Below are 21422 nucleotides of genomic sequence, written 5' to 3' on the forward strand. Positions count from 1 at the left end.
TTATTCCTCCCTTTTCGGTAACCGGCGAATCCAACCTGCCATCCGTCCTGTATGTGGACCCTCAAGGCGATGAGAAAAGAAAGAGTCCGTATGACATGCTGTACACTCCCGGGCTATCCATAGCCTTTCCCGGGGTATCCCCGCTTCCCTCAACACCATCTCATTGGCAGCCTTTATGTCCAGTAGTGCATGTCCACTTCTGCCTGGTCTTATAAAAGGCATCTGGGTAAAGTTTTTGGCAAACTCGTCAATAACCCGTTCATCCACTTCATAACAGCAGGGCCCAATACTTGGTCCGATAGCTGCCCAAGTCTCATCGGGTTCCCCTCCCAGGCGTTGAAATTCCTCCAGGATCTGACCAACGATCTTCCTCGAAGTTCCTTTCCATCCGGCATGAGCAATTCCTACAGATTGAAGGCGGGGATGGTAAAAGAACACAGGAACGCAGTCCGCAAAAAAGGCCATCAGGCCGGTATGGCACATCGTGTACAATCCATCGACCCCGACAATCGCGCTATCCAGGGACTCGCTTCCTCGTCCCCCGTCCTCTTCTTTAACCTGGTGAATCCTTGTTCCATGGACTTGTTCCCCAACAGCAACCTGGGATGGATGAACATCCCATTCCTTAAACCATAAATCACGATTGATCTGTACTTTATCGGGAGCATCCCCAACATGGAGCCCCAGGTTCAGGCTGGCATAGGGTGATAAGCTTACCCCTCCCCAGCGTGTAGAAAACCCAATCTGAATCCCCTCCGCTTCCCAGCAGGGAATGGTAAGATAGGTTAGGCCTTTTCCCTGACGCCAACTCCAAGTCATCGAATTACCCCCATACGATTCTCAATTTTAACTATACCATAAAGTTCCGGGGGGATGTACTCCCCAAAAGTCCTATCTTTATACGATTTAAGCCTTCTGAAGGCTGCATTGCCCTTCAGAAGGCTTTCTCTATCTCTACAGATGTCTATTGCCATTACCGACGGTCGTCCACCAGGGAATTGAACTCCGGCAAATCCGTCGCATCCACTAAAATGACATCCACCCCGATTTTTTTAACCCGCTCCCAGGGAACAAGGATATCCTCCGTCCGTCCCCCAAAGAAACCCCAGCTCCGGGAGGCGCCCTGCACTACGATCCCTTTAATGGAACCGCGTTCAAGGTCCAGATCCAGGTCTTTAATAGGACCTAACCGGCGACCGTCTTTAATATTAACTATATCCAGTAAGCGCAGCTCAGAGATCCGCATCCACTATACCTCCCCTCTCTCCATATATATTCCATGGAAAGAGGGTTTATACTATGGCTGCTATTCTTCCTTAAAATTAACATATATTGCTCAGGTCAGGTCATTAGGCCACTATTTTCGAGTCTTTTTCAGGACTCCGTTTGCCTCAATGCAGGTACGTTTCACCCCCTGCTGGTGCCGGCGCCCCTTCAGACATACTTGCGCATATGCCCCAGAGCCGCCTTCTCCAAACGGGAAACCTGGGCTTGAGATATCCCGATCTCATCGGCTACTTCCATCTGAGTCTTGCCATGGAAAAAGCGCAGAGACAAAATAAGTTTCTCCCGTTCACTCAGACGCCGCAGGGCTTCCCGTACGGCAATTCCCTCCAGCCAACTGTTATCGGAGTGCTTCTCATCCCCGATCTGGTCCATCACGAAAATGGGATCTCCCCCATCATGATAGATGGGCTCGAACAGAGAGATGGGTTCCTGAATAGCATCCAGAGCAAAAATCACTTCTTCCCGGGGAAGAGTGAGTTTAGCCGCAATTTCCGACACCGTTGGTTCCCGGGAACACTCATTAACCAGCTGATCCCGGACTTGGAGCGCCTTATAAGCGATATCCCTAAGGGAGCGGCTGACCCGAATCGGGTTATTGTCCCTTAAATACCTGCGAATCTCTCCGATAATCATCGGGACAGCGTAGGTCGAGAACTTGACATTCTGGCTTAGATCAAAATTATCAATAGCCTTCATCAAACCGATACAACCTACCTGAAAGAGATCATCCACATACTCTCCGCGATTGGTGAATCTCTGAATCACACTGAGAACCAATCTTAAATTACCATAAATCAACTTCTCCCGAGCTTCTTTTTCCCCGCTTTGATAGGCAACAAACAATTCCTTCATTTTTGCGCTACTAAGAACAGGCAATTTTGAGGTGTTCACTCCACAGATTTCTACTTTGTTTAAAGCCATTTGAGCACCCTCCAAGCCGATTTCTCCTCTGTGAGGATAAGTCAACTAAGCTCAGATAGAGTCTAAAACTCCACTGAAGCAAGTTTCCTTTATTCTTGGAAGAGTATGCCCGATGGAGTTGAAACTTATTCCAAACGGATAAATTCTTTCCTCAAGCGACGAATAATCCGTTTTTCCAGCCGAGAAATATAGGATTGGGATATCCCCAGCCGATCGGCAACTTCCTTCTGGGTTTTTTCCTCACCATTGTCCAAACCAAAGCGCAATTCCATAATCAGTTTTTCCCGATCCGTCAGTCTGGCCATAGCCAAATGCAAAAGCTGACGGTCCACCTTCTCTTCCAGCGGACGGGAAATAATATCGTTTTCCGTCCCCAATACATCAGAAAGTAAGAGCTCATTGCCGTCCCAATCAATATTTAAAGGCTCATCAAAGGATACCTCGGTTCTCGTCTTGTTATTGCGGCGCAAATGCATAAGGATTTCATTTTCGATGCAGCGTGAAGCATAGGTAGCCAGCTTAATTTTTTTCTGAGGATCAAAGGTGTTGACCGCTTTGATCAGCCCAATGGTTCCAATGGAGACCAGATCCTCTATACCTACCCCCGTATTCTCGAATTTGCGGGCAATATACACCACCAAACGCAGGTTTCTTTCGATGAGGATATCTCGGACACTCACATCCCCCCGTTCAAGGCGTTCTAATAATTCCCCCTCTTCATCCGTGCTCAGGGGGGGAGGCAGGGCTTCACTGCTCCCTACATAATAGATTTCCCGCCAATCGGTAAACTTGGCTATAATCATTGATTTAATTTTCAATACCCATAATTTGAAACGTTCTACTATCCTTCTCATCAGCTTTCCTCCGCTCCTCGAACATGCTCTGAGTGCAGCAAGGCCTGATAGGCTCTATCCGGACTAAGAACCTGCTGCACGAAAGCTAAGGTTGCTTTCATTTCTTTCGGTTCCGGCAAGGATGTACAAACCACCCTTTGGGGCCGGATACCCAGAAGCCAGCTTCTATGCCCTACTCCCTGGTAAGGGATAAAGGCACATTGTTTAATCCACAAAGAATCGGACTGCCAAAGCCAAGGCCAGGGATCGTCCAGATCCCGCCAGGCTCCTTGCAAAACCGGGAGCAGCTCTTCCGGCATCCCGGCGACCGCTGCTTCCTCTTCGACTAAAATTACTGGGTACCCGGTCAAAGGATCCCGCAATTGATTCCCCGTATCCAGCAAGGCTTTCACCCTGAAGGAATTCCCTTTACCCATATCAATCTCAAGGTCATAGATAAAGGATTGTTGCCGGGCCGCTGAACCTAGAATTTGATGCCACGCTTTTTGAGTAAACCACCATAATCCTGCAACCAAGGGCAAAATCCAAAGATTCTTCAGCCCAATCCGCAAAGAACCCCCTATCCTGCCGTCGAAGCTGATCCAGCCCCATAAGGCGTAGACAAGCCCACCCAGTCCGGCTGATAAGACCCAAAATATCAGGAGAGTCTTGAAATATAGCCTAAATCCCCGATAGGGATAGGCCAGCCAAACCATCAGCCAAGGAATAAAATATTTGCTCAAATCAAAAAGCAACGAGGCTGGAACATAGGCAGATAGAATGACCGGAATTTCTCCAGCGATTACTCCCGCCGCAATTCTCTTGCCTCGAAAGGGAAGATTCGATAGTCGGGCAGCGAGGATTAAGAGCAAGGCATCCATACTCCCATTCACTAAAAGATCAAGATCCAAATACCTCTCCATGACTCATTGCAGCCCTTTCAACCATCTCTCCCAAATTATACCGAAGATGGTGAATAAAAGCTGTCGTAATAGGTGGGAATATTTAGGAAAACTATTGCGACTGGTGACGCATAATCGCGGTTAAGCAAACTTCAGCAGGTTAATAATTTCCATCATCCGATGGTGCTGCAATAGCGACATAGGGGCTTGAGGATAATCGACAGACGCCAAAATTGCTAAAAGGGGTGGAACATTGAATTGCCAGGCAACTCAATGTTCCACCCCCAAAGCCATACCATAATACAATCCTCAGATTAGTCCAACACGACCTTACCTTAAACAAATGACTTGTTATATTCCTAAATATGCTTCTTTGATATGTTCATTGTTCAATAGTTCCTGACCCTGACCTTCCATGATTACCCTGCCGTTCTCCAAAACATAGGCCCGGTCGCACATGCTTAAAGTCTTGGCCACATTCTGCTCGACCAGCAGAACAGTGACACCCTGTTGATTGATTTCTTTTACTATATCGAAAATCTGGCTTACCAACACCGGCGAAAGCCCAAGGGAGGGTTCATCCAGGATAAGTAAATTCGGCAAAGCCATTAATCCTCTGCCTATAGCAAGCATCTGTTGCTGGCCACCGCTGAGATTCCCCGCTTCCTGGTTTTGCTTTTCCTGTAAAATTGGAAATAAGTCAAAGACTTTTTTTATGGTCTCTTTACGTTTGGCTTTAGCCTCAGGAAATAGCGATCCCATTTCCAAATTCTCTTTTACGGTCATTTCCGGAAAAAGACGCCGTCCTTCAGGGACATGAATAATTCCTTGAGCAGCAACTTTGTAGCCAGGCAATTTGGCAATATCTGTGCCCATAAACTCTATAACTCCGCTTTTATTGGTTACGATTCCCGAGATTGTGTTTAAAATGGTTGTTTTACCAGCTCCATTGGCACCAAGAAGTACCACAAACTCCCCTTTTCTGACTTCAAAGGAAACATCCCATAAAACCTGCAGATCTTTGTAGGATGCATTAAGGCTCTTTACTTTAAGCATGATCATCACCTAAATATGCTTTAATTACCTCAGGATGACTCGCTACCTCCTGCGGTTTTCCAATCGTGATTTGGCTGCCGAAGTTTATAGCCAAAATGCGGTCAGAGATACCCATCATCACCTTCATGATGTGTTCGATGATGATTATTGTCATTCCCGAATCTCGGATCTTTTTGATGATGGCTATTGCCTCTTCTGACTCCCTCGGATTTAGGCCTGCACAGGTTTCATCAAGCATAAGCAATTCCGGTTCCGTGGCCAGGGCCCTGGCAATTTCCAGCCTTTTGCGCAGTGCTAAGGGCAAGCTTTTCGCTTCATAATCTTTAAACTTAGTCAGTCCACAGAAATCCACGATCTCCTCAGCCTTGCTTTTTGCTTTTGCCGTGCTATTGGTGCGTAGAAATGCTCCTACCATAACATTTTCCTGCACGGTCATCCGTTTTAAGGGTTTAACAACTTGAAATGTTCTCCCTATTCCTAGGTCGCATATATCATGGGCCGGCACCTGGTCAATCCTTTTCTCTTTGAAGTATATTTCTCCTGAAGAAGGGGGAAAAAAACAACTGATAAGATTGAAGACGGTTGTTTTGCCGGCACCATTAGGACCAATAATCCCTAAGATTTCTCCCTTTTCAACCGTGAAACTCAGGTTATTAACGGCGGCTACGCCCCCAAATCGCTTAACAATGTTTTTTGCTTCAAATAGACTCATGTTTAGTCCCTCCCGGCCAGCCCTTCTTTTGCCTCAATAGTCGCCCAAGGTTGGTGAGTGCCCCGATAATCCCATTAGGCATAAACATGATGATTATGCACACAAGCATTCCAAAGACCAGAACATTAGCCGCTCCAAGGGTTGCGCGAAACAGTTCTCCCAAAATTATATAAATTGCTGCGCCAATAGTAGGTCCCCAGGTTGTGGCAGGCCCCCCCAGCATAACAACCAGAATTATCATAATTGAGACGTTGACTAAATTAAACGCAATTTTCGGATCTATAAAAGATACATAATTCATATAAAACGCTCCAACCAATCCTGTAAAAAAGGCACTGGGTAGGAGGGCAATTATTTTATAGGTCGTCGTCGGAATTCCCAGAGAAGTTGCTGCATCCTGGTCTTCCCTTATGGAAACCAGATAATAGCCTATTTTAGAGTTAACAATCTTGTAAGTGGTCATAATCGTTAAAGCCAAAATTGCTAAGCCTATGTAATAATAGAAAACTTTTGAAGTAATTTCCGGCATAATCAGTATCCCTTGAGCACCGTTGGTTACCGACAGGTTAGTAAATAGAATTCTAAAGATTTCACCCAAGGCCAGCATGGCCAGTGCAAAGTAAGGGCCTCTCAGCCGGAAACAAATCAAGCCAATTGGATAAGCGATCATGGTAGCCGCGATAGGTCCCAACAGCAGACCCCACCAAGGGGATACCTCCAAATAGAGGTTCAGCATTCCTGCGGAATAAGCACCTATCCCAAAGAATGCCGCGTGGCCAAAGGAAACCTGCCCCCCATATCCACCGAGCAAATTCCAGGCTGTACCAATCGTCGCCCAAATAAGGATTAAAATCACCATATGCAATTGGTAAGGGGCTTTAATAATCAATGGAACCGCCAGCGCTGCGATAAGAGCTATAATTGTCAATAGCAACTTTTTGTTTTTCATATCCCGCTCACCTCCTGATAAAGCTTTTTAAGCCACCTGGCAAAAATAACAGAACTAGAATAAACATGATCAGGCCGACTAAATCTTTGTACCCCATAGAAATATACGTTGCACCCAATGATTCCGCAGTACCGAGGATTATAGCTCCAACTATGGCACCCATGGTACTGCCCATTCCTCCCAAAATGGTTATTATAAAAGACTTGGCATTAAACAGCTGCCCCACATCCGGATATAAATAAAAGATCGGTAATAACAAGGACCCCCCAGCTGCCGCCAAAGCCGAGCCAATACCAAAGGTAATTACTGTAATCTTTGAAGAGTTGACTCCCATGTAGACCGCAGCATCCCGGTCCTGAGCCGTGGCTCTGATAGATTTACCCAAATCTGTTTTAGTCAAAAACAGATGTAGGAGTGTGGTAAACGCTATAGCAATAAAAAATCCAATGAGCATTGGCACACTGATTGACATATCCGCTATAAAAACGGTTTTTGATGAATAGCCTGTGGCTATTGACCGATAGTCTGATGTAAAGATGAGCCGGGCAATTTCGGTTAAAACCAGCATTATCCCAATGGTTAGTAAAACCTGATTCTGGGGAAGGATCGATTCAACCTTAACCAAGATATTAATCATATACTTCTGGATGATGCAGCCTAACAAAAATGCTACGATCATTGCCGCGAACATCCCCAGATAAGGATCAAGACCAAATTGATGAAAACAAACATAGGTAACGTACATCCCTACCATGACAATAGCTCCGTGAGCAAGGTTGATTATTTTCATGACTCCCATAATTAAAGTCATTCCCAGCGCAATCAAAGCATACATAGACCCTAGCAGGACACCGGAGATAACGGATTGGCCGAATAAAACCATTATAACTACCCCCAATACAATGCGAGATATTCTGCGTTGATCCAAGGGGGCAAATAGAAGAAGATCAGACTTCTTCTATTTGCTCCATTACTATACTATACTAAAGAATTATTACCTCTCTCCCCAGTTAGGCACCGGATAGACAAGGGGAGCCGATTTAACATCTTCGGGCCAGATTACTTCCAACTTGCCCTTCTGCCATTGCACTACATAAGTATAGGGTCTGTTTTGATTGGTATAGCCTTCCCAGTCTTCAAACTTGATTGGACCCATAACTGTCATCAGATCCGTTTCTTTAAGAGCTTTTTGAATCCCTGTATTGCTAAGCTCTTGAGCCCTGTTAAGAGCATCCACAATGATATGCATGGTTGCATAAGCCTGTGCGCCATGATAATCAGGTTCTTTTCCATATTTCTTCACATAGTTATCAAAGAATTCCTTTGCTCCCGGCCAGGTTACACTAGGTACCCACAGAGTGCTGGAGGCAATATATTCCGAAGCCTCACCCGCATTTTCCCTGAATTCAGGCAGGGTATAGCCAGCACCGCCCCCTACTACCAATTTCGTGTTAAAATCCAGTTCCTTGGATTGTTTGACGATCATGGAAGCATCCATCAGATAGGAGACCGCAAAAACCATATCGGGGTTAGTCGTTTTAACCTTAGCCAGCATGGGCTTAAAATCTATCGCTCCAGCCTCATAGGGTTGATCATAGACGATTTCTATCCCTCTTTTTTCTGCTTCGGCCCTGAAGCCTGTGGCAGATGACTTACCGAAATCTGTGCTTTCGTAAATAATAGCAGCCGTCTTTGGCTTTATGACCTGATCAAGCATCTCCCAAAGAGCAACCGTGTATTTACTGGCTGGAGCGGCAGCACCCCTGAAAACCCATTCCCAGCCCTTTTTGGTGATGTCATCCGCTGATCCCGTAGTGACAAGTAAAGGTATGTTCATCGACTGGGCCGCGCCGGCAATAACGTTAGTAGAAGCACTGCTGTAAGCACCGCTTATCATTACGACTTTGTCCTGGTTGACAAGTTTCTCCGTTGCAGACTTGGCCATATCCTGCTTTCCCTGATCATCTTCAAACAAGAGCTGAATGTCCTTACCGCCTATCGTTGTTTTACCCGCAGCTTTTAGTTCTTCATATGCCATTTCAAAAGCATTCTTTTCCATATTGCCGAAAGTGGCCTCACTACCGGTTAAGGGCAGAATAATCCCCACTTTAATCACATCCGCTGATCCTGCGGCATTCTGACTTCCACAACCACCGAGGGTGACTAAAAGTCCAAGAATTAAAACAAAAGCCATTAATGACCGCCAAATTGGTTTTCTCATTTAAACCCTCTCCTCATCTAATCTAGTTTGTAGACATTAACCCCTCGAAGATAGAAGTTTCACCCCCTTGCCTTATTTTTAAAATTGTAACTTCATCCCAATCCGGTCCCACCTCCTTAAACCTCATCGTTTACCTATTCCCAGCCAAGTCAATGGATTGTTTCACATCATTAAGAAAGTCTGCGCCGTTTTCTTGGACAAATTTTGCATAAACCAAAGCAAAATCCTCTTTCCAAAACCTTTTCTCCTGACTATCCAAGGTGTATATCTTGATTTTATTGCGTTTTTGCAGTTCACTTAATTGTTCATCGTTCAACTTTTTGGCGATATCTCTTTCCCACAGTGTCACTTCAGCCAAGGTTGTCTCCAGGAGTTCCCGAGCCTGAGATGGCAGCTGATTCCAGAATTCTTCATTGACTATGACCGCATACCCCATAAAGCCGTGTTGACTGAGGGTTAAATAACTCTGTACCTGGTCAAAGTTCTTCGTATAAATATTAGAGATCGTATTTTCCTGGCCTTGAGCCCGCCCTTCTTCCAAAGAGTGATAAACATCATTGAAGGGTAGATAGAGGGTGTCGGCGCCAAAGTAATGAAATTGTTCTTCCAGGATTCCCTGAGACATGATCCGAAAACATAACCCTTGTAAATCACTGGGCTTAGTGATAGGATGATCGTTATTGGTCAATTGTTTGAAGCCGTTATCCCACATAGCCAGTCCCTTCATACTTTTCTGGCGTAATTGTTCAAGCAAGGTCCTGCCCAAAGGCCCATCCATTATTTGATGAACACTGTCTAGATCATCAAACAGATAGGGAAGATCCCAGATTTGCCACTGGGGAAATAATTGGGCAACTTTTGAAGTGGTGGGAGCGATCATCTGCACATCCCCTCTGCTCAAGGCCTCAAATTCTTCACCATCTTTAAACAATTGAGAATTTGGAAATACCTGAACTTCAATAGAGCCCTTAGATCGTTCCCTGACCAGATTGGCAAAACGTATGGCGGCTAAACCTTTGGGAGTGTTCTCCTCAACGACGTGAGAAAACTTGATGATGATCTTATCCTTTTTATCCACTTGCTGACCATCAATAACTCTGGTACCACATCCGGCCAATAAAAGAACAACCATACTTAAAATAAAGAGCCAGCTATTTCTAGCCATACATTGTACCTCTGTTGATCCATTTTATCTGAATATTGTTAATTTATTATATTTTCTGATAATTAACAACCTTTTGGTCCTTTTGATATTTATGGTCTTATTGGTCTGTAAAAATAAAAAAATGCACCCTAAAGTACAATTTTATATTTGTTGATGGGCCTGCCCACTGCCCCATATTGAGTTTCCAATAATACCCGGTCCATTTTTTCAAGATATTCCAGGTATCTGCGGGCTGTTACCCGCGCCAGCCCAACCCCTTCCGCCACTTCCTCTGCCGATAGTCCGATCGGGGTTTCTTTAAGAAAATTATAAACTTGCTGCAAGGTAATTTCGCGCAAGCCTTTGGGTAACTCTTCCCGACTTCTATTGGCAAGGGTATCCTGATGGGGATAAATTTTGATCAAACGGTCCAAATCCTCCTGATTTATCTCCCAGCGATCTTGCAGCTGCTCTGCGTAGGAGTAATAATTGTTGAGTGCAGTATGGATTCGCTCATATTTAAAAGGTTTGATAATGTAATCCACCACACCGAAGCGCAGCCCAGCCTGGACCGTTGCCACGTCCTGGGCCGCTGTAATCAGGATGATATCGGTAGGTATACCCAGTTGGCGGATCTCTTTAAGGATTTGAATTCCGTTGAGGTCCGGTAAATAGATATCGAGAATTACTAAACGCGGTCTCAAATTCCGAATAATTTCCAACGCTTTTTTTCCGGTTCTGGCTTTACCACAAATTCGAAACCCTCCAATTCTCTTTATAAACCCTTCATTTACTTCCATTACCATCGGATCGTCTTCAACTAGGATCAAGTCAATCAGATTCATTGATTATGGCCTCCTTTTGAACCTCTCCTAAAAGACCTCAGTGTGATCACGCTTGAATTTTATTCAATGGAATTCTAACCCCAAAACGTGTCCCCCATTTACCCGACTCCAGCTCTATGGTCCCACCTAACAAATCTACTGTCTGCTTAACCAGTGATAGGCCAATTCCCCTATTGCCATTCCCTTTGGTTGAAAATCCCCATTGATAAATTTTTGCTTGATTTTCTGAGGAAATCCCCGGCCCGGTATCCTCTACACTCAATACCAATTCATGGTGTTCATACTTAATCCGACAGTGCACTTCGCTTAACTTACTTCCCACCACCGCTTCCATGGCATTCTCCAGTAAATTTCCCAGAATAATGGTCAACGTGCTGCTGTCAAAGCCCTCCGGCAATTCACTCAAATTCGAGTCCGGATCAAATAAAACATCGACTTTCAGCTCTTTGCCGCGATTATACTTTCCTAAGAGCAAGCCTGCAACGTTAGGGTACCTAATCTTACTGCTCAGGAATCTTGTAACCTCCTGTTGCTCCTCAGTCACTCTATAAATATAATCCATGGCTTGATCAGCTTTCCCTAACTGTATCAACCCGGCAATGGTATGCAATTTATTCAGGGATTCATGATTCTGTACCCTCAGCGCTTCAATAAAGGTTTTTACTCCAGTTAATTCCTCCGCCATTTTGCGTACTTCAGTTTTTTCTTTAAGGGTGATGACCCTTCCAACTATCTGCTCCTTGACTCTGACCGGCAAAAAATCCACGAAAACCCAAGTATTATTTAAGATAAGCTCTGTGGTCTCCGTAGGATCATTTGCCACCAATAAATCGTTTAAGGCATTAAAGGCAGGAAGTTCTTTTAAGCGGCATCCTACCTCCTTTTCAGAAATTCCTACAATCCGGCACGCTTTTTCATTAATTACAGTAATGCGGTTCTCTATATCAAGGGCTACAACCCCATCATCCATAGCCTGGAAAATTGCCACTCTTTCTTCCAGCATCCGCGCGATCTCGTTGGGTTCAAGGGAAAACATATTCTTCTTAATATTGCTGGCCAAATAAAATGAACCCAGTCCCCCCAGAATTAACCCTATCAGAATCGAAGAATAGAGTTCAGTTTTGATGGTACTGATGATTTCCCGGATGGTAGGTACAAGAATTCCAACCGCAACAACCCCTACCTGACGGGTCCCTTCATCAGCCAGGACAGGTACAAAAGCACGAATCGACGGTCCCAGTACTCCTACAGCTTGGGAGAGATATTCCTTTCTTTGTAAAGAAAGCTCTTCATCTCCATCGTTAAAGACAGTGCCAATGCGATCTAAATAAGGATGAGAATATCTTGTCTTTTCCATATTAAAAATTACGATATATTCAACCCCTGTGGCCAGACGGATCCGTTCGGCAAGAGGTTGAATTACTTTCGAACCCTCAGACTTGCTAAGATTTTCTTGTACCTCACTTAACTGGGCAACCGTTCGGGCAATAGCCATCGCTCGATGTCCTATTTCTTTCTCCATCTTATCCGAAATTTGGTTGACAATAATCACTCCTGCCAGAAAAACGGATAAAAGAACGAGCAGGAATGAGAGCATTGCGATTTTAGTCCCTAATTTTAGGTGGAGGATTTTCAACCGCTTACTCCCCCTCCGGCTGATGAATCAATTTGATTCATTGGCTTGATTCTTTATTTCATAATATTGCTGCCGACCAATTGCGCAGAAATTATGTCCTTTGCTGTCTATGTCCACTATGGAGGGAAAAAGGAGCACACGACATTATCATCATAACGCCGAATAGTGTTAGTGTCAAAGAATTATTTGAATTTTCCAAATATAATAAAAGCGTTAATTTGCTCTAAACAAAGAGTACTATGACGATCTTGTGCTCTTCGGCAAGCCTTTTATGATAATATCGTCCTAATCAGTCCATCTCCCTTTCAAGAATCATGCCCATGGACAAAAACAGCATGCCCTCCAATCGGTCGCTTCAGACCATCTCATTGGAGAACACGCTGTTGCCAAAGTTCGTTTCAAGGGTTTAAGGGAAGATTTCAGTCCCCACAATCTCCAGATCAGGAAACCAGCAGGACCGAACCGCGTCCTGTTTCCGGTAGGTCATAAAATGATCAATATCCAAGTCTTTAAAGCCATAAACCAGAACAATTTCCTGGACAGGATCGACAATCCAGAACTCCCGGACCCCGGAAATCATAAAGGTGTTCAGCTTATCCACCATATCCCTGGAACGGGTGCTGGGGGAGAGAATCTCCACCACCAGAACCGGCGTGCCCATATAGCGCCCTTTTTCATTGGTGGTCTCAGCCACATCGCAGGCAATGAACAAGTCCGGCTGCATCACATCGGGATCTTTGAACCCCTCTTTGCGGAAATGCACATCGAAAGGGGCATAGAACACCTTGCAGGGTTTCCCTTTAAGATACCCTTTAAACTCAACATGCAAGTTTCCCGAGATTTCCTGATGAAGGGTGCTTGGCGAACTTAACAGCACGATTTCCCCATTGATAAATTCCATGCGCAGCTCGCTTTTCTCATAAATCTCCATAAATTCATCATAGGAGACCTTTTTGCCGCCGTACTGGTAGTCCAGGGCCTTTTCTTTCATGAGGAAATAACGGTCGGCATCTGTGATGTAAGGGGTAAGACGCACAGCTTTTTTGCCGTTTTTGGTGATCACCACTTCCTCATTTTCGTTCATAACATAATCCAAGTACATTCCCAGATTGCTTTTAAGCTCCGTGGCTGTAATCGCGTCGCTCGCCTTTTTCGTATTTCCTTCTTTCTTATCGTCCATTTTATTCTCACCTCGTACGATAATTGTATATCATCGTACGATTTTTATCAACTGTTCGCACGCAAGATAACCACTTACAGTGCAGCCTGCTCCGAAAAAACTCCGGAAAGCTCTGAAAGCTGATTCTCCAGGATTTTGATTTACACCGTTCGCTCCATAAGCTGCGCGGACAAAACTAACGCTTAAGCCCTCCACTCCGAAAGGTGCCCCGCCAAATCGCTCCTGCTCAATGGCGGGTTGGAAACATCCTGTTTCCAACCTTTCTCCGCTGCGTGCTTTTCGCGAAATTTTGTTTCCGCTCGCTTAAATCCGTTCTCTGCTGTAAATCAAAATCCCTGGGCTGTTTTTCGAGTTTGAGCAGGCGGGGCGTTGTGAGAAATGCTGGGCAAGTTGCCTGCCCCGAGCCGCTTTTTCCGTCTTTACCGCCGCTTGAGCGGCATAGTCGGCTACTCTGGGAAAATGCCTGAAGATAACCCCGGAAAATCCTCGCAAAAGGCCCCAGGACCCCAAAAAAAATGCTGAAAAGGGACCCGCAAGCGTAGCTTTACGCACAAAAGCGGACGGATTTCACTGTGTATAAGGCAGCTAAGGCTTCTGCTTCGCTTCACTCACCATAAGCCAAGCTTTCTTTAAGCGGAGGGGCGGTCAGGTTAACGAGGCTTTCTTAACGTTGCGGAGCCACCGGTTCACATCAAGTATTACCTGGAGGTTTGGCGGAGCTGTTAAGAAAGCGAGTTAACCAGCCCCGGAGCTATGGAGTTCGCGTTGTGCGTAAAGCTACACAACCCGAGCAAAAACTTTTCATCCTTTTCTTGTGCTGCGGCAAATGTGCTACTGCACGGCATGGAGGCCGACCCTGCCCCGAAAAAGACCTGGAGAGCCAATAATAAAAGGCCAGGCTTTGCATACTCATTAAGCAATCAAAGCCTGGCTTCAATGTATTTCATTAAATTAATTAACGTCTGCGACGTAAGAACTCCGGAATATCAAGATCCTCAGATGTTGCCGCTACAGGGCGAATCGCTTCATTGGCACTTCCTCTTAAGGTACTGGTAGCGGACTTTTGTTGGTCAAATCCGGTAGCAATGACCGTCACCCGAATCTCTTCCTTCAGGCTTTCATCGATCACTGCACCAAAAATAATATTAGCTTCAGGATCTGCGGCTTCAGCAATGATCTCAGAGGCCTCATTGACTTCAAACAAGGTCAGATTCTGACCTCCGGTGATATTCAGCAGAACCCCTTGAGCCCCTTCAATGGAGGTCTCAAGCAAAGGACTGGAAATAGCTTTCCGCGCCGCATCCGCCGCTCTATTCTCACCCGTCGCCCCGCCGATTCCCATCAAGGCTGAACCGGTGTTGCGCATAATGGTCTTCACATCGGCAAAATCCAAATTAATCAGTCCGGGAACGGCAATCAAATCCGAAATCCCCTGAACCCCTTGACGCAATACATCATCGGCGATCCGGAAGGCTTCATGAAGAGCGGTATGTTTGTCCACGACTTGAAGCAAGCGATCGTTGGGAATCGTGATCAAGGTATCGACTTTGCTTTTGAGCTCAGCGATCCCTTTTTCAGCCTGCATGGCCCGCTTTCTGCCCTCAAAAGAAAAGGGACGTGTCACCACTCCAACCGTCAGAGCACCTAATTCCTTAGCGATTTCAGCTACAATAGGGGCCGCCCCGGTTCCAGTACCTCCGCCCATTCCGGCAGTGACAAAGACCATATCGGCACCTTTCAGGACACTAATTAATTCTTCCCGGCTTTCTTCAGCCGCTTTTGAGCCGACTTCAGGATTAGCTCCTGCACCAAGGCCTTTAGTTAATTTATTGCCAATTTGGACCTTCTGTCCGGCCCGCGAGAGGTTGATCGCCTGAGCATCGGTATTCACCGCTACAAAATCCACACCTTTTAAACCTGCCGTAATCATGCGGTTGACAGCGTTGTTTCCCCCGCCGCCGACCCCAATCACCTTAATCTGAGCGAATTGATTAAAGTCCATATCGAATTCAAGCATTTAGCTGACGACCCCCTCGCTTATATTAAAAAACCTTTTATCCCTCATATACAACCCCGCAGTTCAAAACAGTCTCATACCAGTGATAAATTCTATGGACAGGCATATTATCCTTCTTTTCACTTTAATTTTTTTAACATGAAATATTATCCATAAACCCAAATGTTCACAGATTATCGCCAAGAAATCCTTTTATCGTTCTCAATCTCTATCTTTTAATCAAATGCCTGCGAATAATAGCTAAGTTATTAAACAATCGGACTCCAAACGCCACCACAGCTGCCAGAAATAGGTCCACCCCAATTCGGTCTCCCACATAAGCAAGGATTCCGGCCAGCAAAATGTTGGTAAAGAAACCCGAAAGAAAAACGACAGAGTCAAAATGGTTTTCCTGGTTAGCACGAATACCCCCCAATACAGAGTCCAGAGCCGCTAAAATAGCCACTGAGAGGTACTTTGAGTACTCAACCGGCACGGAAAACGGGCTGAACCAGCCGATAGCCAGTCCAAGAATCAGACCTAAAAACGGTAACCACATGTAAGAAATTCCTCCTCATCAACGGCCGATAACAGGCTTAGCAGCTGTAAAGTCGATATACCTTACCCCATTCTTAAAGGACTTATACCCCTCATCATTGATCAGGGTATAAAGGGACTTAAGTTTTTCTGTCCAGGCATCGGCCTTGCCTAAACGGACTTCCACTCCATCCGTCAAAAAAAGGATCATCTGTTGGATAGGATTAACGTAGATTTCTCCGATCCAAGGCTCTAACTCCTGAGGAGCTTGTCCTAGCAAAGTAAGGGCCGCCCTAAGTCCGGGGAGATCCAATTCCTGCCCGGGACCTGCTGTATCAGGAAGGGCCACCCCATTGATAACCGGATAGCTTTGCTCTGGCCATCCCTCCAGACGACGGAGATAAATCCCTTTGCCATCCACCTCAACTACCCCTGAGTTGACAAGCACCAGAGCTACAGGAGTACGCTCCTTGACCTCCAGAACCAAGCGGTTGGGGAACTTCTTTTTAAATTCTACCGACTCCACCAGAGGGTGAAGCAGAACCTTTTGTTCAAGCTGTCTTTGATCCAACATAATAAGATTTTGTCCTGTTACATCCGTAGTCAAACGTTCAATTTCATTGAGAGGGATTTCTTTTAGCCCCTCAATGCTTATTGCTTCAATGTTAAAATAGCTGGACTGTAAAAAAAAGCTTATCCCTACAACGGATAGTATAAGAAGTATTGAAATATAGAGAAAGGATGTAGTCGATTTCCTAGGCTCCATGGTCACGCCCCCCAGCTCTCAGTATATCGAATACCATCCTCTCTGTCATGTCTTTCTTTTCAAAAGCCCTTGATTTCAACACTCTAGGATTTAACCCGCTTTAGCTTGGCACCCACACTGCGGTATTTTTCCTCCAGATTATCGTAGCCACGATCTATATGCCCTACTTTTTCCAGCACAGTTGCTTCTTCCGCAGCTAAGGCCGCCAGGAAAAGAGCAGCTCCCGCCCGCAGGTCCGTAGCCTCAACAAAAGCGCCCTCCAGACTTTCCACACCGCGGATAATAGCCGTTCTCCCCTCCACAGTAATTTGGGCTCCCATGCGGCGAAGTTCATCCACATGCTGAAAACGGTTTTCAAAGATGGTTTCAGTAATAACGCTGGTTCCCTCAGCCGTAGAGAGCAGCGCCATGAATTGAGGCTGCATATCCGTTGGAAAACCGGGATGAGGCATGGTTTTGCAATCCACTCCCTTAATTCTCCTATTGCCCTTGACCCGAATAGTGTCATCCCCAATGATGATCTCCGCTCCTGCTTGAAGGAGTTTAGCCGTCACAGGTTCCAAATGCTCAGGAATCACATTGCTGATTTCAATATCCCCTTGGGTCATGACAGCGGCTACCATATGGGTTCCCGCTTCGATCCGGTCGGGTATCACCGTATGCTCCACAGGATAGAGCTTGCTCACTCCCTCGATGCGCAGGACATCCATTCCTGCACCGCGGATTTTCGCCCCCATCTTGTTAAGGAAATTCTGAAGATCGATAATCTCCGGTTCCCTGGCTGCATTATAGATGGTGGTGGTTCCTTTGGCAAGGACAGCTGTCATCATGAGATTTTCTGTGGCTCCTACACTGGGGAGATCCAAATAGATTTTAGCCCCTTTGAGCTGATCCGCCCAAGCCTCGATATAGCCATGCTTTTCCTTGACCTTGACACCCAATTCCTGCAGTCCTTTGATATGTTGATCCATGGGCCGTGAGCCAATGGCACATCCACCCGGTTTGGATATCCGCACCCGGCCATTACGAGCCAGGATGGGACCTAGGATGAGATTGGAGGCTCTCATTTGACGCATAAGCCCTTCATCCACTTCACAGCGGGCCAGGTCTGAAGCATCTACAAGTAAGGCTTCTTGCTGAGCATCCACACGAGCACCTAGGTATTCAAGCACTTCGATCATATTCCCGATATCTGCTAAATGGGGAATGTCCAATAAAGTGGTCTTTCCCGAAACCAGCAAAGAAGCTGCCAATAAAGGTAAGGATGCGTTTTTAGCTCCACTATTGCGCAGTCTACCTTCCAACTGTTGTTTTCCGGTAATGACATACCGATCCATCGCCATGAAAGATTCCTCCCTCTTAGCTGGGTGGGATATACCGCACCTCAGTCTTTAACTCAACGCCGAATTGATGATGAACATCCTTTTGAATCTCTCGTATCAAGGCTAATACATCGTGGGCTGTAGCATCTCCTTGGTTCACTATAAAATTCCCATGCTTTAAGGATACCTGAGCCCCACCTAATCTCTTTCCCTTCCAACCGGCTTTCTCGATTAAACGTCCAGCCGAATCTCCGGGAGGATTCCGAAACACACTTCCTGCATTGGGCAGTTCTAAGGGCTGGGCAGCTTTTCGCTTAGCCAGGTTCTCACTCATAGTTGCCTGAATCACATCCGGATCTCCGGATTTTAGGCAAAAAATCCCCTCCAGGATGATGACCTGGTCCCGTAAGGAACACTCTCTATAGCCGAACTGTATCTCTTGTTTAGCAAGTCGCTGCAATTCTCCCTGTGGAGTGAGAATTTTGACCTCCTCCAGGATATCCTGGATGCTTCCTCCATGAGCTCCTGCATTCATAACGACAGCTCCACCCACTGTGCCCGGAATTCCCCGGGCAAACTCCAATCCGGTCAAGCCGCGATCCGCAGCTTCTTGAGATAGCCGGGCCAAAGAGTATCCCGCCCCCACTCTGACTCGTTCAGAGTCCCATGCGGACTGAGCTAGGCCCGTGCTAATCACTGTTACCCCGGTTAATCCTTCATCCGGAAACAGAACATTGGAGCCCCGGCCAAATAAACGAAAAGGTATTCCTTGTTCCTGACATTTAAGCCAAATCTCCCTGAGCTCTTCCTCATTTTCCGGCCAACAGACGGTTTCAGCCAACCCCCCTATCCGCCAGGTATTCAATTTCTTCAGAGGGTACCGGTGCTCGACCTGTCCACTCATCCCTTGCCATATCATTGGTATACCACCTTATGTTCATCATATCATAGGCACGCCGAATACTTCTCCAGGGAACCCCGAGTTGGAGTGCTTGAAGCATTACTGTATACACAGCATCATCCAGAGCTTTATCCGCACAAGGGGTAATTTCCCCCAGATACTCGAATCGGTCTTTATCGGAATAGAACTCCACCTGATCCCCCTGACGAACCCAACAGCTTTCGGCTAGAACCAGCTTCGGGCGGCGCCCAAACATCTCATGGCCCCAACACTCTGTAAACCAGCTTTCAGGGATGATCCAATGAAGGCCGTTATTGATGCGAGCCTCCCATTGACCTTCCTTGGTCTGCCACAATAATGAAGGCTCAAACCCGGCACAGTCTAATATTCTCCACAAAAAAGGTTCATTATCACCTAACTTTGGATTCACCGGAAGTACAATTTCTTCTTCCCAATACCTATGTAGGAATTCTGTAAGCTCCGTTTGGATAAGTCCCCGGGAGAGGCCCCATTGTCGGTAAGGATCCTCCTGAGGGATACCAGGCCAATAGAAAATTTCTGTGGGTCCCACATCGGATACATCATACAGTTCCTCCTCCAGACCCGGGATTGTTCTATCTGCCCAATCAACTATGGCTTCAGGTGATGTTTCTCTGACTATAACATCTCTATGTAGGACATTCAACAGAGAAAGAATTCCTTGCCATCCATCCCTATTTTGGGGAACGAGAAGTAATATTTTCCGCTTTGGCCACAAAGCAAACCCACTCCCTTCTTTCTGACTGTCATATGTTATGCAGCCCAGTCAGAAGGTGTGAAAGGGAGAGGATTATTTCCATGCCGTATCCATGCAGACTTTGACGATCTTATTGAGTGCATCAGGCTGGCCCAGACCCTGTGCAGCCTGAGCCATCTTTTGCAGCTTTTCAGGCTTTTCAGTAAGTTCTTTTACCAACGCCCAGAGCTTATCACCGGTTAAATCTTTATCCAGAATAACACGGGCGGCGCCCTCTTTCTCTAAAGCCCGGGCATTAAACTCCTGATGGTTTTCAGCTGCAAAAGGATAAGGTATAAGAAGCCCCGGTTTACCCGCCACCATGATCTCAGCTAAGGTCGTTGCACCGGCTCGCCCCACAAACAGATCGGCACAAGCCAACGCTTCAGGCATATCTTTCAGGTATTCAAGCACCCGCCAATTTTCTCTTTGCCACTGAATCCCCTGGGCCTTTAAACTCTCCAGGGTTTCCTGATAGGTAGCCTTGCCGGTGGCCCAAATTACTTGGACATCTCTTCTGCCTGCCAAATGCTTAAGCACTGTAGGCATGGCTTGATTGATACTGCGGGCACCCCGGCTTCCCCCTGTTACAAGGAGAGTCAAACAATCAGAGCGCAATCCTAAACATTCCGCCCCCTTCTTCCGGGATAGTCTCCCTATCTCAGGACGAACCGGCAAGCCCGTCAAAATCAACTTCTGGCCTACGCCAAAATGAGCAATGCTCTCCGGAAAGGTTACCATGACTTTACGCACAAAACGGGTAAGAATCTTGTTGGTAATTCCTGGAAGGGCGTTCTGCTCATGAAGCAATGTCGGAATCCCAAATAAGGCCGCTGTCAAAACCACCGGCCCCGATACATATCCCCCCGTTCCTACCACAAGATCCGGTTTGAACTTTTTGAGAATTTGTTTGGTCTCCCACAGAGCTTTGAAGCTCTTTCCCCCGACCTTGAGGGTCTCCAGGCTGAGTTTGCGGGGGAGCCCTTGTCCGGAAACCCCTGCAAATTCAATCCCGGCTTCAGGAACCAGGCGCGCTTCCATCCCTTCCCGAGTACCTATGTAAAGAATTTCAGCATCCGGTTGGTGGGCGAGAATCCCCTTGGCGATGGCAAGAGCCGGATAGATATGGCCCCCCGTTCCTCCACCTGTTACAATCACGCGCATGGAATTCAGCTCCCTTCGTCTTTGGTGAGTTTATCTGGATTGCTTAAGTGTTTTTCGCGGTGTTTTATTAGCCTGTTTTGGGTATTACTTTCGTATTTCAGGCATTTCTTTCGTTTTTCAGGCATTGCTTTGAAGTGATGGTCTCCAGGATTTTGCTTTACGCGGTCACTCTATAAGCTGCGCGGACCAATCTAATCGCTCAAGACCTCCGCTCCGTCGGGTGCCCAGCCAATTCGCTCCTCGAAAGCACTGCTTTCGCACTTGTTCTCAATGGC

22 protein-coding genes are annotated in these 21422 nt (G+C 46.3%); all 22 read right to left on the reverse strand.

Going from position 1 to position 21422, the window contains the following annotated elements:
- Positions 1–819, reverse strand: a complete 819-nt coding sequence (pgeF, locus tag DESPCE1_RS0116755; protein WP_014795186.1) for a peptidoglycan editing factor PgeF — start codon at positions 817–819, stop codon at positions 1–3.
- Positions 820–973: 154 nt separating this feature from the next.
- The gene (locus tag DESPCE1_RS0116765; RefSeq protein WP_005811353.1) at positions 974–1246 is read right to left on the reverse strand and encodes a YlmC/YmxH family sporulation protein; all 273 of its coding nucleotides are present in this window, start codon (positions 1244–1246) and stop codon (positions 974–976) included.
- Positions 1247–1434: 188 nt separating this feature from the next.
- On the reverse strand, positions 1435–2208 hold the full coding sequence (gene sigG, locus DESPCE1_RS0116770; protein WP_014795188.1) for an RNA polymerase sporulation sigma factor SigG: 774 nt from the start codon (positions 2206–2208) through the stop codon (positions 1435–1437).
- Between the two features lie 125 nt (positions 2209–2333).
- Positions 2334–3062 (reverse strand): RNA polymerase sporulation sigma factor SigE, encoded by a 729-nt coding sequence (gene sigE / locus DESPCE1_RS0116775; RefSeq protein ID WP_014795189.1) that lies wholly within the window; start codon positions 3060–3062, stop codon positions 2334–2336.
- Positions 3062–3964, reverse strand: a complete 903-nt coding sequence (locus DESPCE1_RS0116780) for a sigma-E processing peptidase SpoIIGA (protein ID WP_028305611.1) — start codon at positions 3962–3964, stop codon at positions 3062–3064. The genes sigE and DESPCE1_RS0116780 overlap by 1 nt, the downstream gene beginning before the upstream one ends.
- A 330-nt stretch (positions 3965–4294) precedes the next feature.
- Positions 4295–4999, reverse strand: coding sequence for an ABC transporter ATP-binding protein (locus DESPCE1_RS0116785; protein ID WP_014795191.1), 705 nt, complete (start codon positions 4997–4999; stop codon positions 4295–4297).
- On the reverse strand, positions 4992–5711 hold the full coding sequence (locus DESPCE1_RS0116790) for an ABC transporter ATP-binding protein (RefSeq protein ID WP_014795192.1): 720 nt from the start codon (positions 5709–5711) through the stop codon (positions 4992–4994). The genes DESPCE1_RS0116785 and DESPCE1_RS0116790 overlap by 8 nt, the downstream gene beginning before the upstream one ends.
- A complete protein-coding gene (locus DESPCE1_RS0116795; protein ID WP_014795193.1) occupies positions 5698–6660 on the reverse strand; it encodes a branched-chain amino acid ABC transporter permease in 963 nt (320 codons plus the stop codon). The genes DESPCE1_RS0116790 and DESPCE1_RS0116795 overlap by 14 nt, the downstream gene beginning before the upstream one ends.
- A gap of 7 nt (positions 6661–6667) precedes the next feature.
- Positions 6668–7543, reverse strand: coding sequence for a branched-chain amino acid ABC transporter permease (locus tag DESPCE1_RS0116800; RefSeq protein WP_014795194.1), 876 nt, complete (start codon positions 7541–7543; stop codon positions 6668–6670).
- 111 nt (positions 7544–7654) lie between these two features.
- Entirely contained in the window at positions 7655–8881 is a 1227-nt protein-coding gene (locus tag DESPCE1_RS0116805; RefSeq protein WP_014795195.1) for an ABC transporter substrate-binding protein, read from the reverse strand.
- Between the two features lie 130 nt (positions 8882–9011).
- A complete protein-coding gene (locus tag DESPCE1_RS0116810; protein ID WP_019851099.1) occupies positions 9012–10046 on the reverse strand; it encodes a DctP family TRAP transporter solute-binding subunit in 1035 nt (344 codons plus the stop codon).
- Between the two features lie 128 nt (positions 10047–10174).
- Positions 10175–10870, reverse strand: a complete 696-nt coding sequence (locus DESPCE1_RS0116815; protein WP_019851100.1) for a response regulator — start codon at positions 10868–10870, stop codon at positions 10175–10177.
- Between the two features lie 46 nt (positions 10871–10916).
- Positions 10917–12506, reverse strand: a complete 1590-nt coding sequence (locus tag DESPCE1_RS0116820) for a sensor histidine kinase (protein WP_019851101.1) — start codon at positions 12504–12506, stop codon at positions 10917–10919.
- 406 nt (positions 12507–12912) lie between these two features.
- Entirely contained in the window at positions 12913–13686 is a 774-nt protein-coding gene (locus DESPCE1_RS0116825; RefSeq protein ID WP_014795199.1) for a type II toxin-antitoxin system Phd/YefM family antitoxin, read from the reverse strand.
- A gap of 303 nt (positions 13687–13989) precedes the next feature.
- Positions 13990–14178, reverse strand: a complete 189-nt coding sequence (locus DESPCE1_RS23060) for a hypothetical protein (protein WP_156831330.1) — start codon at positions 14176–14178, stop codon at positions 13990–13992.
- 463 nt (positions 14179–14641) lie between these two features.
- Positions 14642–15703 (reverse strand): cell division protein FtsZ, encoded by a 1062-nt coding sequence (gene ftsZ, locus DESPCE1_RS0116835; RefSeq protein ID WP_014795201.1) that lies wholly within the window; start codon positions 15701–15703, stop codon positions 14642–14644.
- A gap of 208 nt (positions 15704–15911) precedes the next feature.
- Entirely contained in the window at positions 15912–16241 is a 330-nt protein-coding gene (locus DESPCE1_RS0116840; RefSeq protein WP_014795202.1) for a small basic family protein, read from the reverse strand.
- 18 nt (positions 16242–16259) lie between these two features.
- Complete coding sequence (locus DESPCE1_RS0116845) at positions 16260–16985, reverse strand: cell division protein FtsQ/DivIB (RefSeq protein WP_014795203.1); 726 nt, start codon at positions 16983–16985, stop codon at positions 16260–16262.
- Between the two features lie 83 nt (positions 16986–17068).
- Positions 17069–18328: a UDP-N-acetylglucosamine 1-carboxyvinyltransferase gene (murA, locus tag DESPCE1_RS0116850; RefSeq protein WP_019851102.1), complete on the reverse strand. Its 1260-nt coding sequence runs from the start codon at positions 18326–18328 to the stop codon at positions 17069–17071.
- Between the two features lie 16 nt (positions 18329–18344).
- On the reverse strand, positions 18345–19211 hold the full coding sequence (murB, locus tag DESPCE1_RS0116855) for a UDP-N-acetylmuramate dehydrogenase (protein WP_014795205.1): 867 nt from the start codon (positions 19209–19211) through the stop codon (positions 18345–18347).
- The gene (locus DESPCE1_RS0116860; RefSeq protein ID WP_014795206.1) at positions 19141–19965 is read right to left on the reverse strand and encodes a hypothetical protein; all 825 of its coding nucleotides are present in this window, start codon (positions 19963–19965) and stop codon (positions 19141–19143) included. The genes murB and DESPCE1_RS0116860 overlap by 71 nt, the downstream gene beginning before the upstream one ends.
- A 72-nt stretch (positions 19966–20037) precedes the next feature.
- Entirely contained in the window at positions 20038–21147 is a 1110-nt protein-coding gene (gene murG / locus DESPCE1_RS0116865; RefSeq protein WP_019851104.1) for an undecaprenyldiphospho-muramoylpentapeptide beta-N-acetylglucosaminyltransferase, read from the reverse strand.
- Positions 21148–21422: the final 275 nt, after the last annotated feature.

The sequence above is a fragment of the Desulfitobacterium sp. PCE1 genome (assembly GCF_000384015.1).
GTDB lineage: Bacteria > Bacillota > Desulfitobacteriia > Desulfitobacteriales > Desulfitobacteriaceae > Desulfitobacterium > Desulfitobacterium dehalogenans.

Excerpts from the sequence above, each read along its gene's own strand:
- murB (WP_014795205.1), bottom strand. The coding sequence starts at position 19,211 with ATGAGTGGACAGGTCGAGCACCGGTACCCTCTGAAGAAATTGAATACC.
- DESPCE1_RS0116795 (WP_014795193.1), bottom strand. The coding sequence starts at position 6,660 with ATGAAAAACAAAAAGTTGCTATTGACAATTATAGCTCTTATCGCAGCG.
- DESPCE1_RS0116785 (WP_014795191.1), bottom strand. The coding sequence starts at position 4,999 with ATGCTTAAAGTAAAGAGCCTTAATGCATCCTACAAAGATCTGCAGGTT.
- pgeF (WP_014795186.1), bottom strand. The coding sequence starts at position 819 with ATGACTTGGAGTTGGCGTCAGGGAAAAGGCCTAACCTATCTTACCATT.
- murA (WP_019851102.1), bottom strand. The coding sequence starts at position 18,328 with ATGGCGATGGATCGGTATGTCATTACCGGAAAACAACAGTTGGAAGGT.
- sigG (WP_014795188.1), bottom strand. The coding sequence starts at position 2,208 with ATGGCTTTAAACAAAGTAGAAATCTGTGGAGTGAACACCTCAAAATTG.
- ftsZ (WP_014795201.1), bottom strand. The coding sequence starts at position 15,703 with ATGCTTGAATTCGATATGGACTTTAATCAATTCGCTCAGATTAAGGTG.
- DESPCE1_RS0116815 (WP_019851100.1), bottom strand. The coding sequence starts at position 10,870 with ATGAATCTGATTGACTTGATCCTAGTTGAAGACGATCCGATGGTAATG.
- DESPCE1_RS0116780 (WP_028305611.1), bottom strand. The coding sequence starts at position 3,964 with ATGGAGAGGTATTTGGATCTTGATCTTTTAGTGAATGGGAGTATGGAT.
- DESPCE1_RS0116845 (WP_014795203.1), bottom strand. The coding sequence starts at position 16,985 with ATGGAGCCTAGGAAATCGACTACATCCTTTCTCTATATTTCAATACTT.
- murG (WP_019851104.1), bottom strand. The coding sequence starts at position 21,147 with ATGCGCGTGATTGTAACAGGTGGAGGAACGGGGGGCCATATCTATCCG.
- DESPCE1_RS0116805 (WP_014795195.1), bottom strand. The coding sequence starts at position 8,881 with ATGAGAAAACCAATTTGGCGGTCATTAATGGCTTTTGTTTTAATTCTT.
- DESPCE1_RS0116800 (WP_014795194.1), bottom strand. The coding sequence starts at position 7,543 with ATGGTTTTATTCGGCCAATCCGTTATCTCCGGTGTCCTGCTAGGGTCT.
- DESPCE1_RS0116810 (WP_019851099.1), bottom strand. The coding sequence starts at position 10,046 with ATGGCTAGAAATAGCTGGCTCTTTATTTTAAGTATGGTTGTTCTTTTA.
- DESPCE1_RS0116790 (WP_014795192.1), bottom strand. The coding sequence starts at position 5,711 with ATGAGTCTATTTGAAGCAAAAAACATTGTTAAGCGATTTGGGGGCGTA.
- DESPCE1_RS0116840 (WP_014795202.1), bottom strand. The coding sequence starts at position 16,241 with ATGTGGTTACCGTTTTTAGGTCTGATTCTTGGACTGGCTATCGGCTGG.
- DESPCE1_RS0116765 (WP_005811353.1), bottom strand. The coding sequence starts at position 1,246 with ATGCGGATCTCTGAGCTGCGCTTACTGGATATAGTTAATATTAAAGAC.
- sigE (WP_014795189.1), bottom strand. The coding sequence starts at position 3,062 with ATGAGAAGGATAGTAGAACGTTTCAAATTATGGGTATTGAAAATTAAA.
- DESPCE1_RS0116825 (WP_014795199.1), bottom strand. The coding sequence starts at position 13,686 with ATGGACGATAAGAAAGAAGGAAATACGAAAAAGGCGAGCGACGCGATT.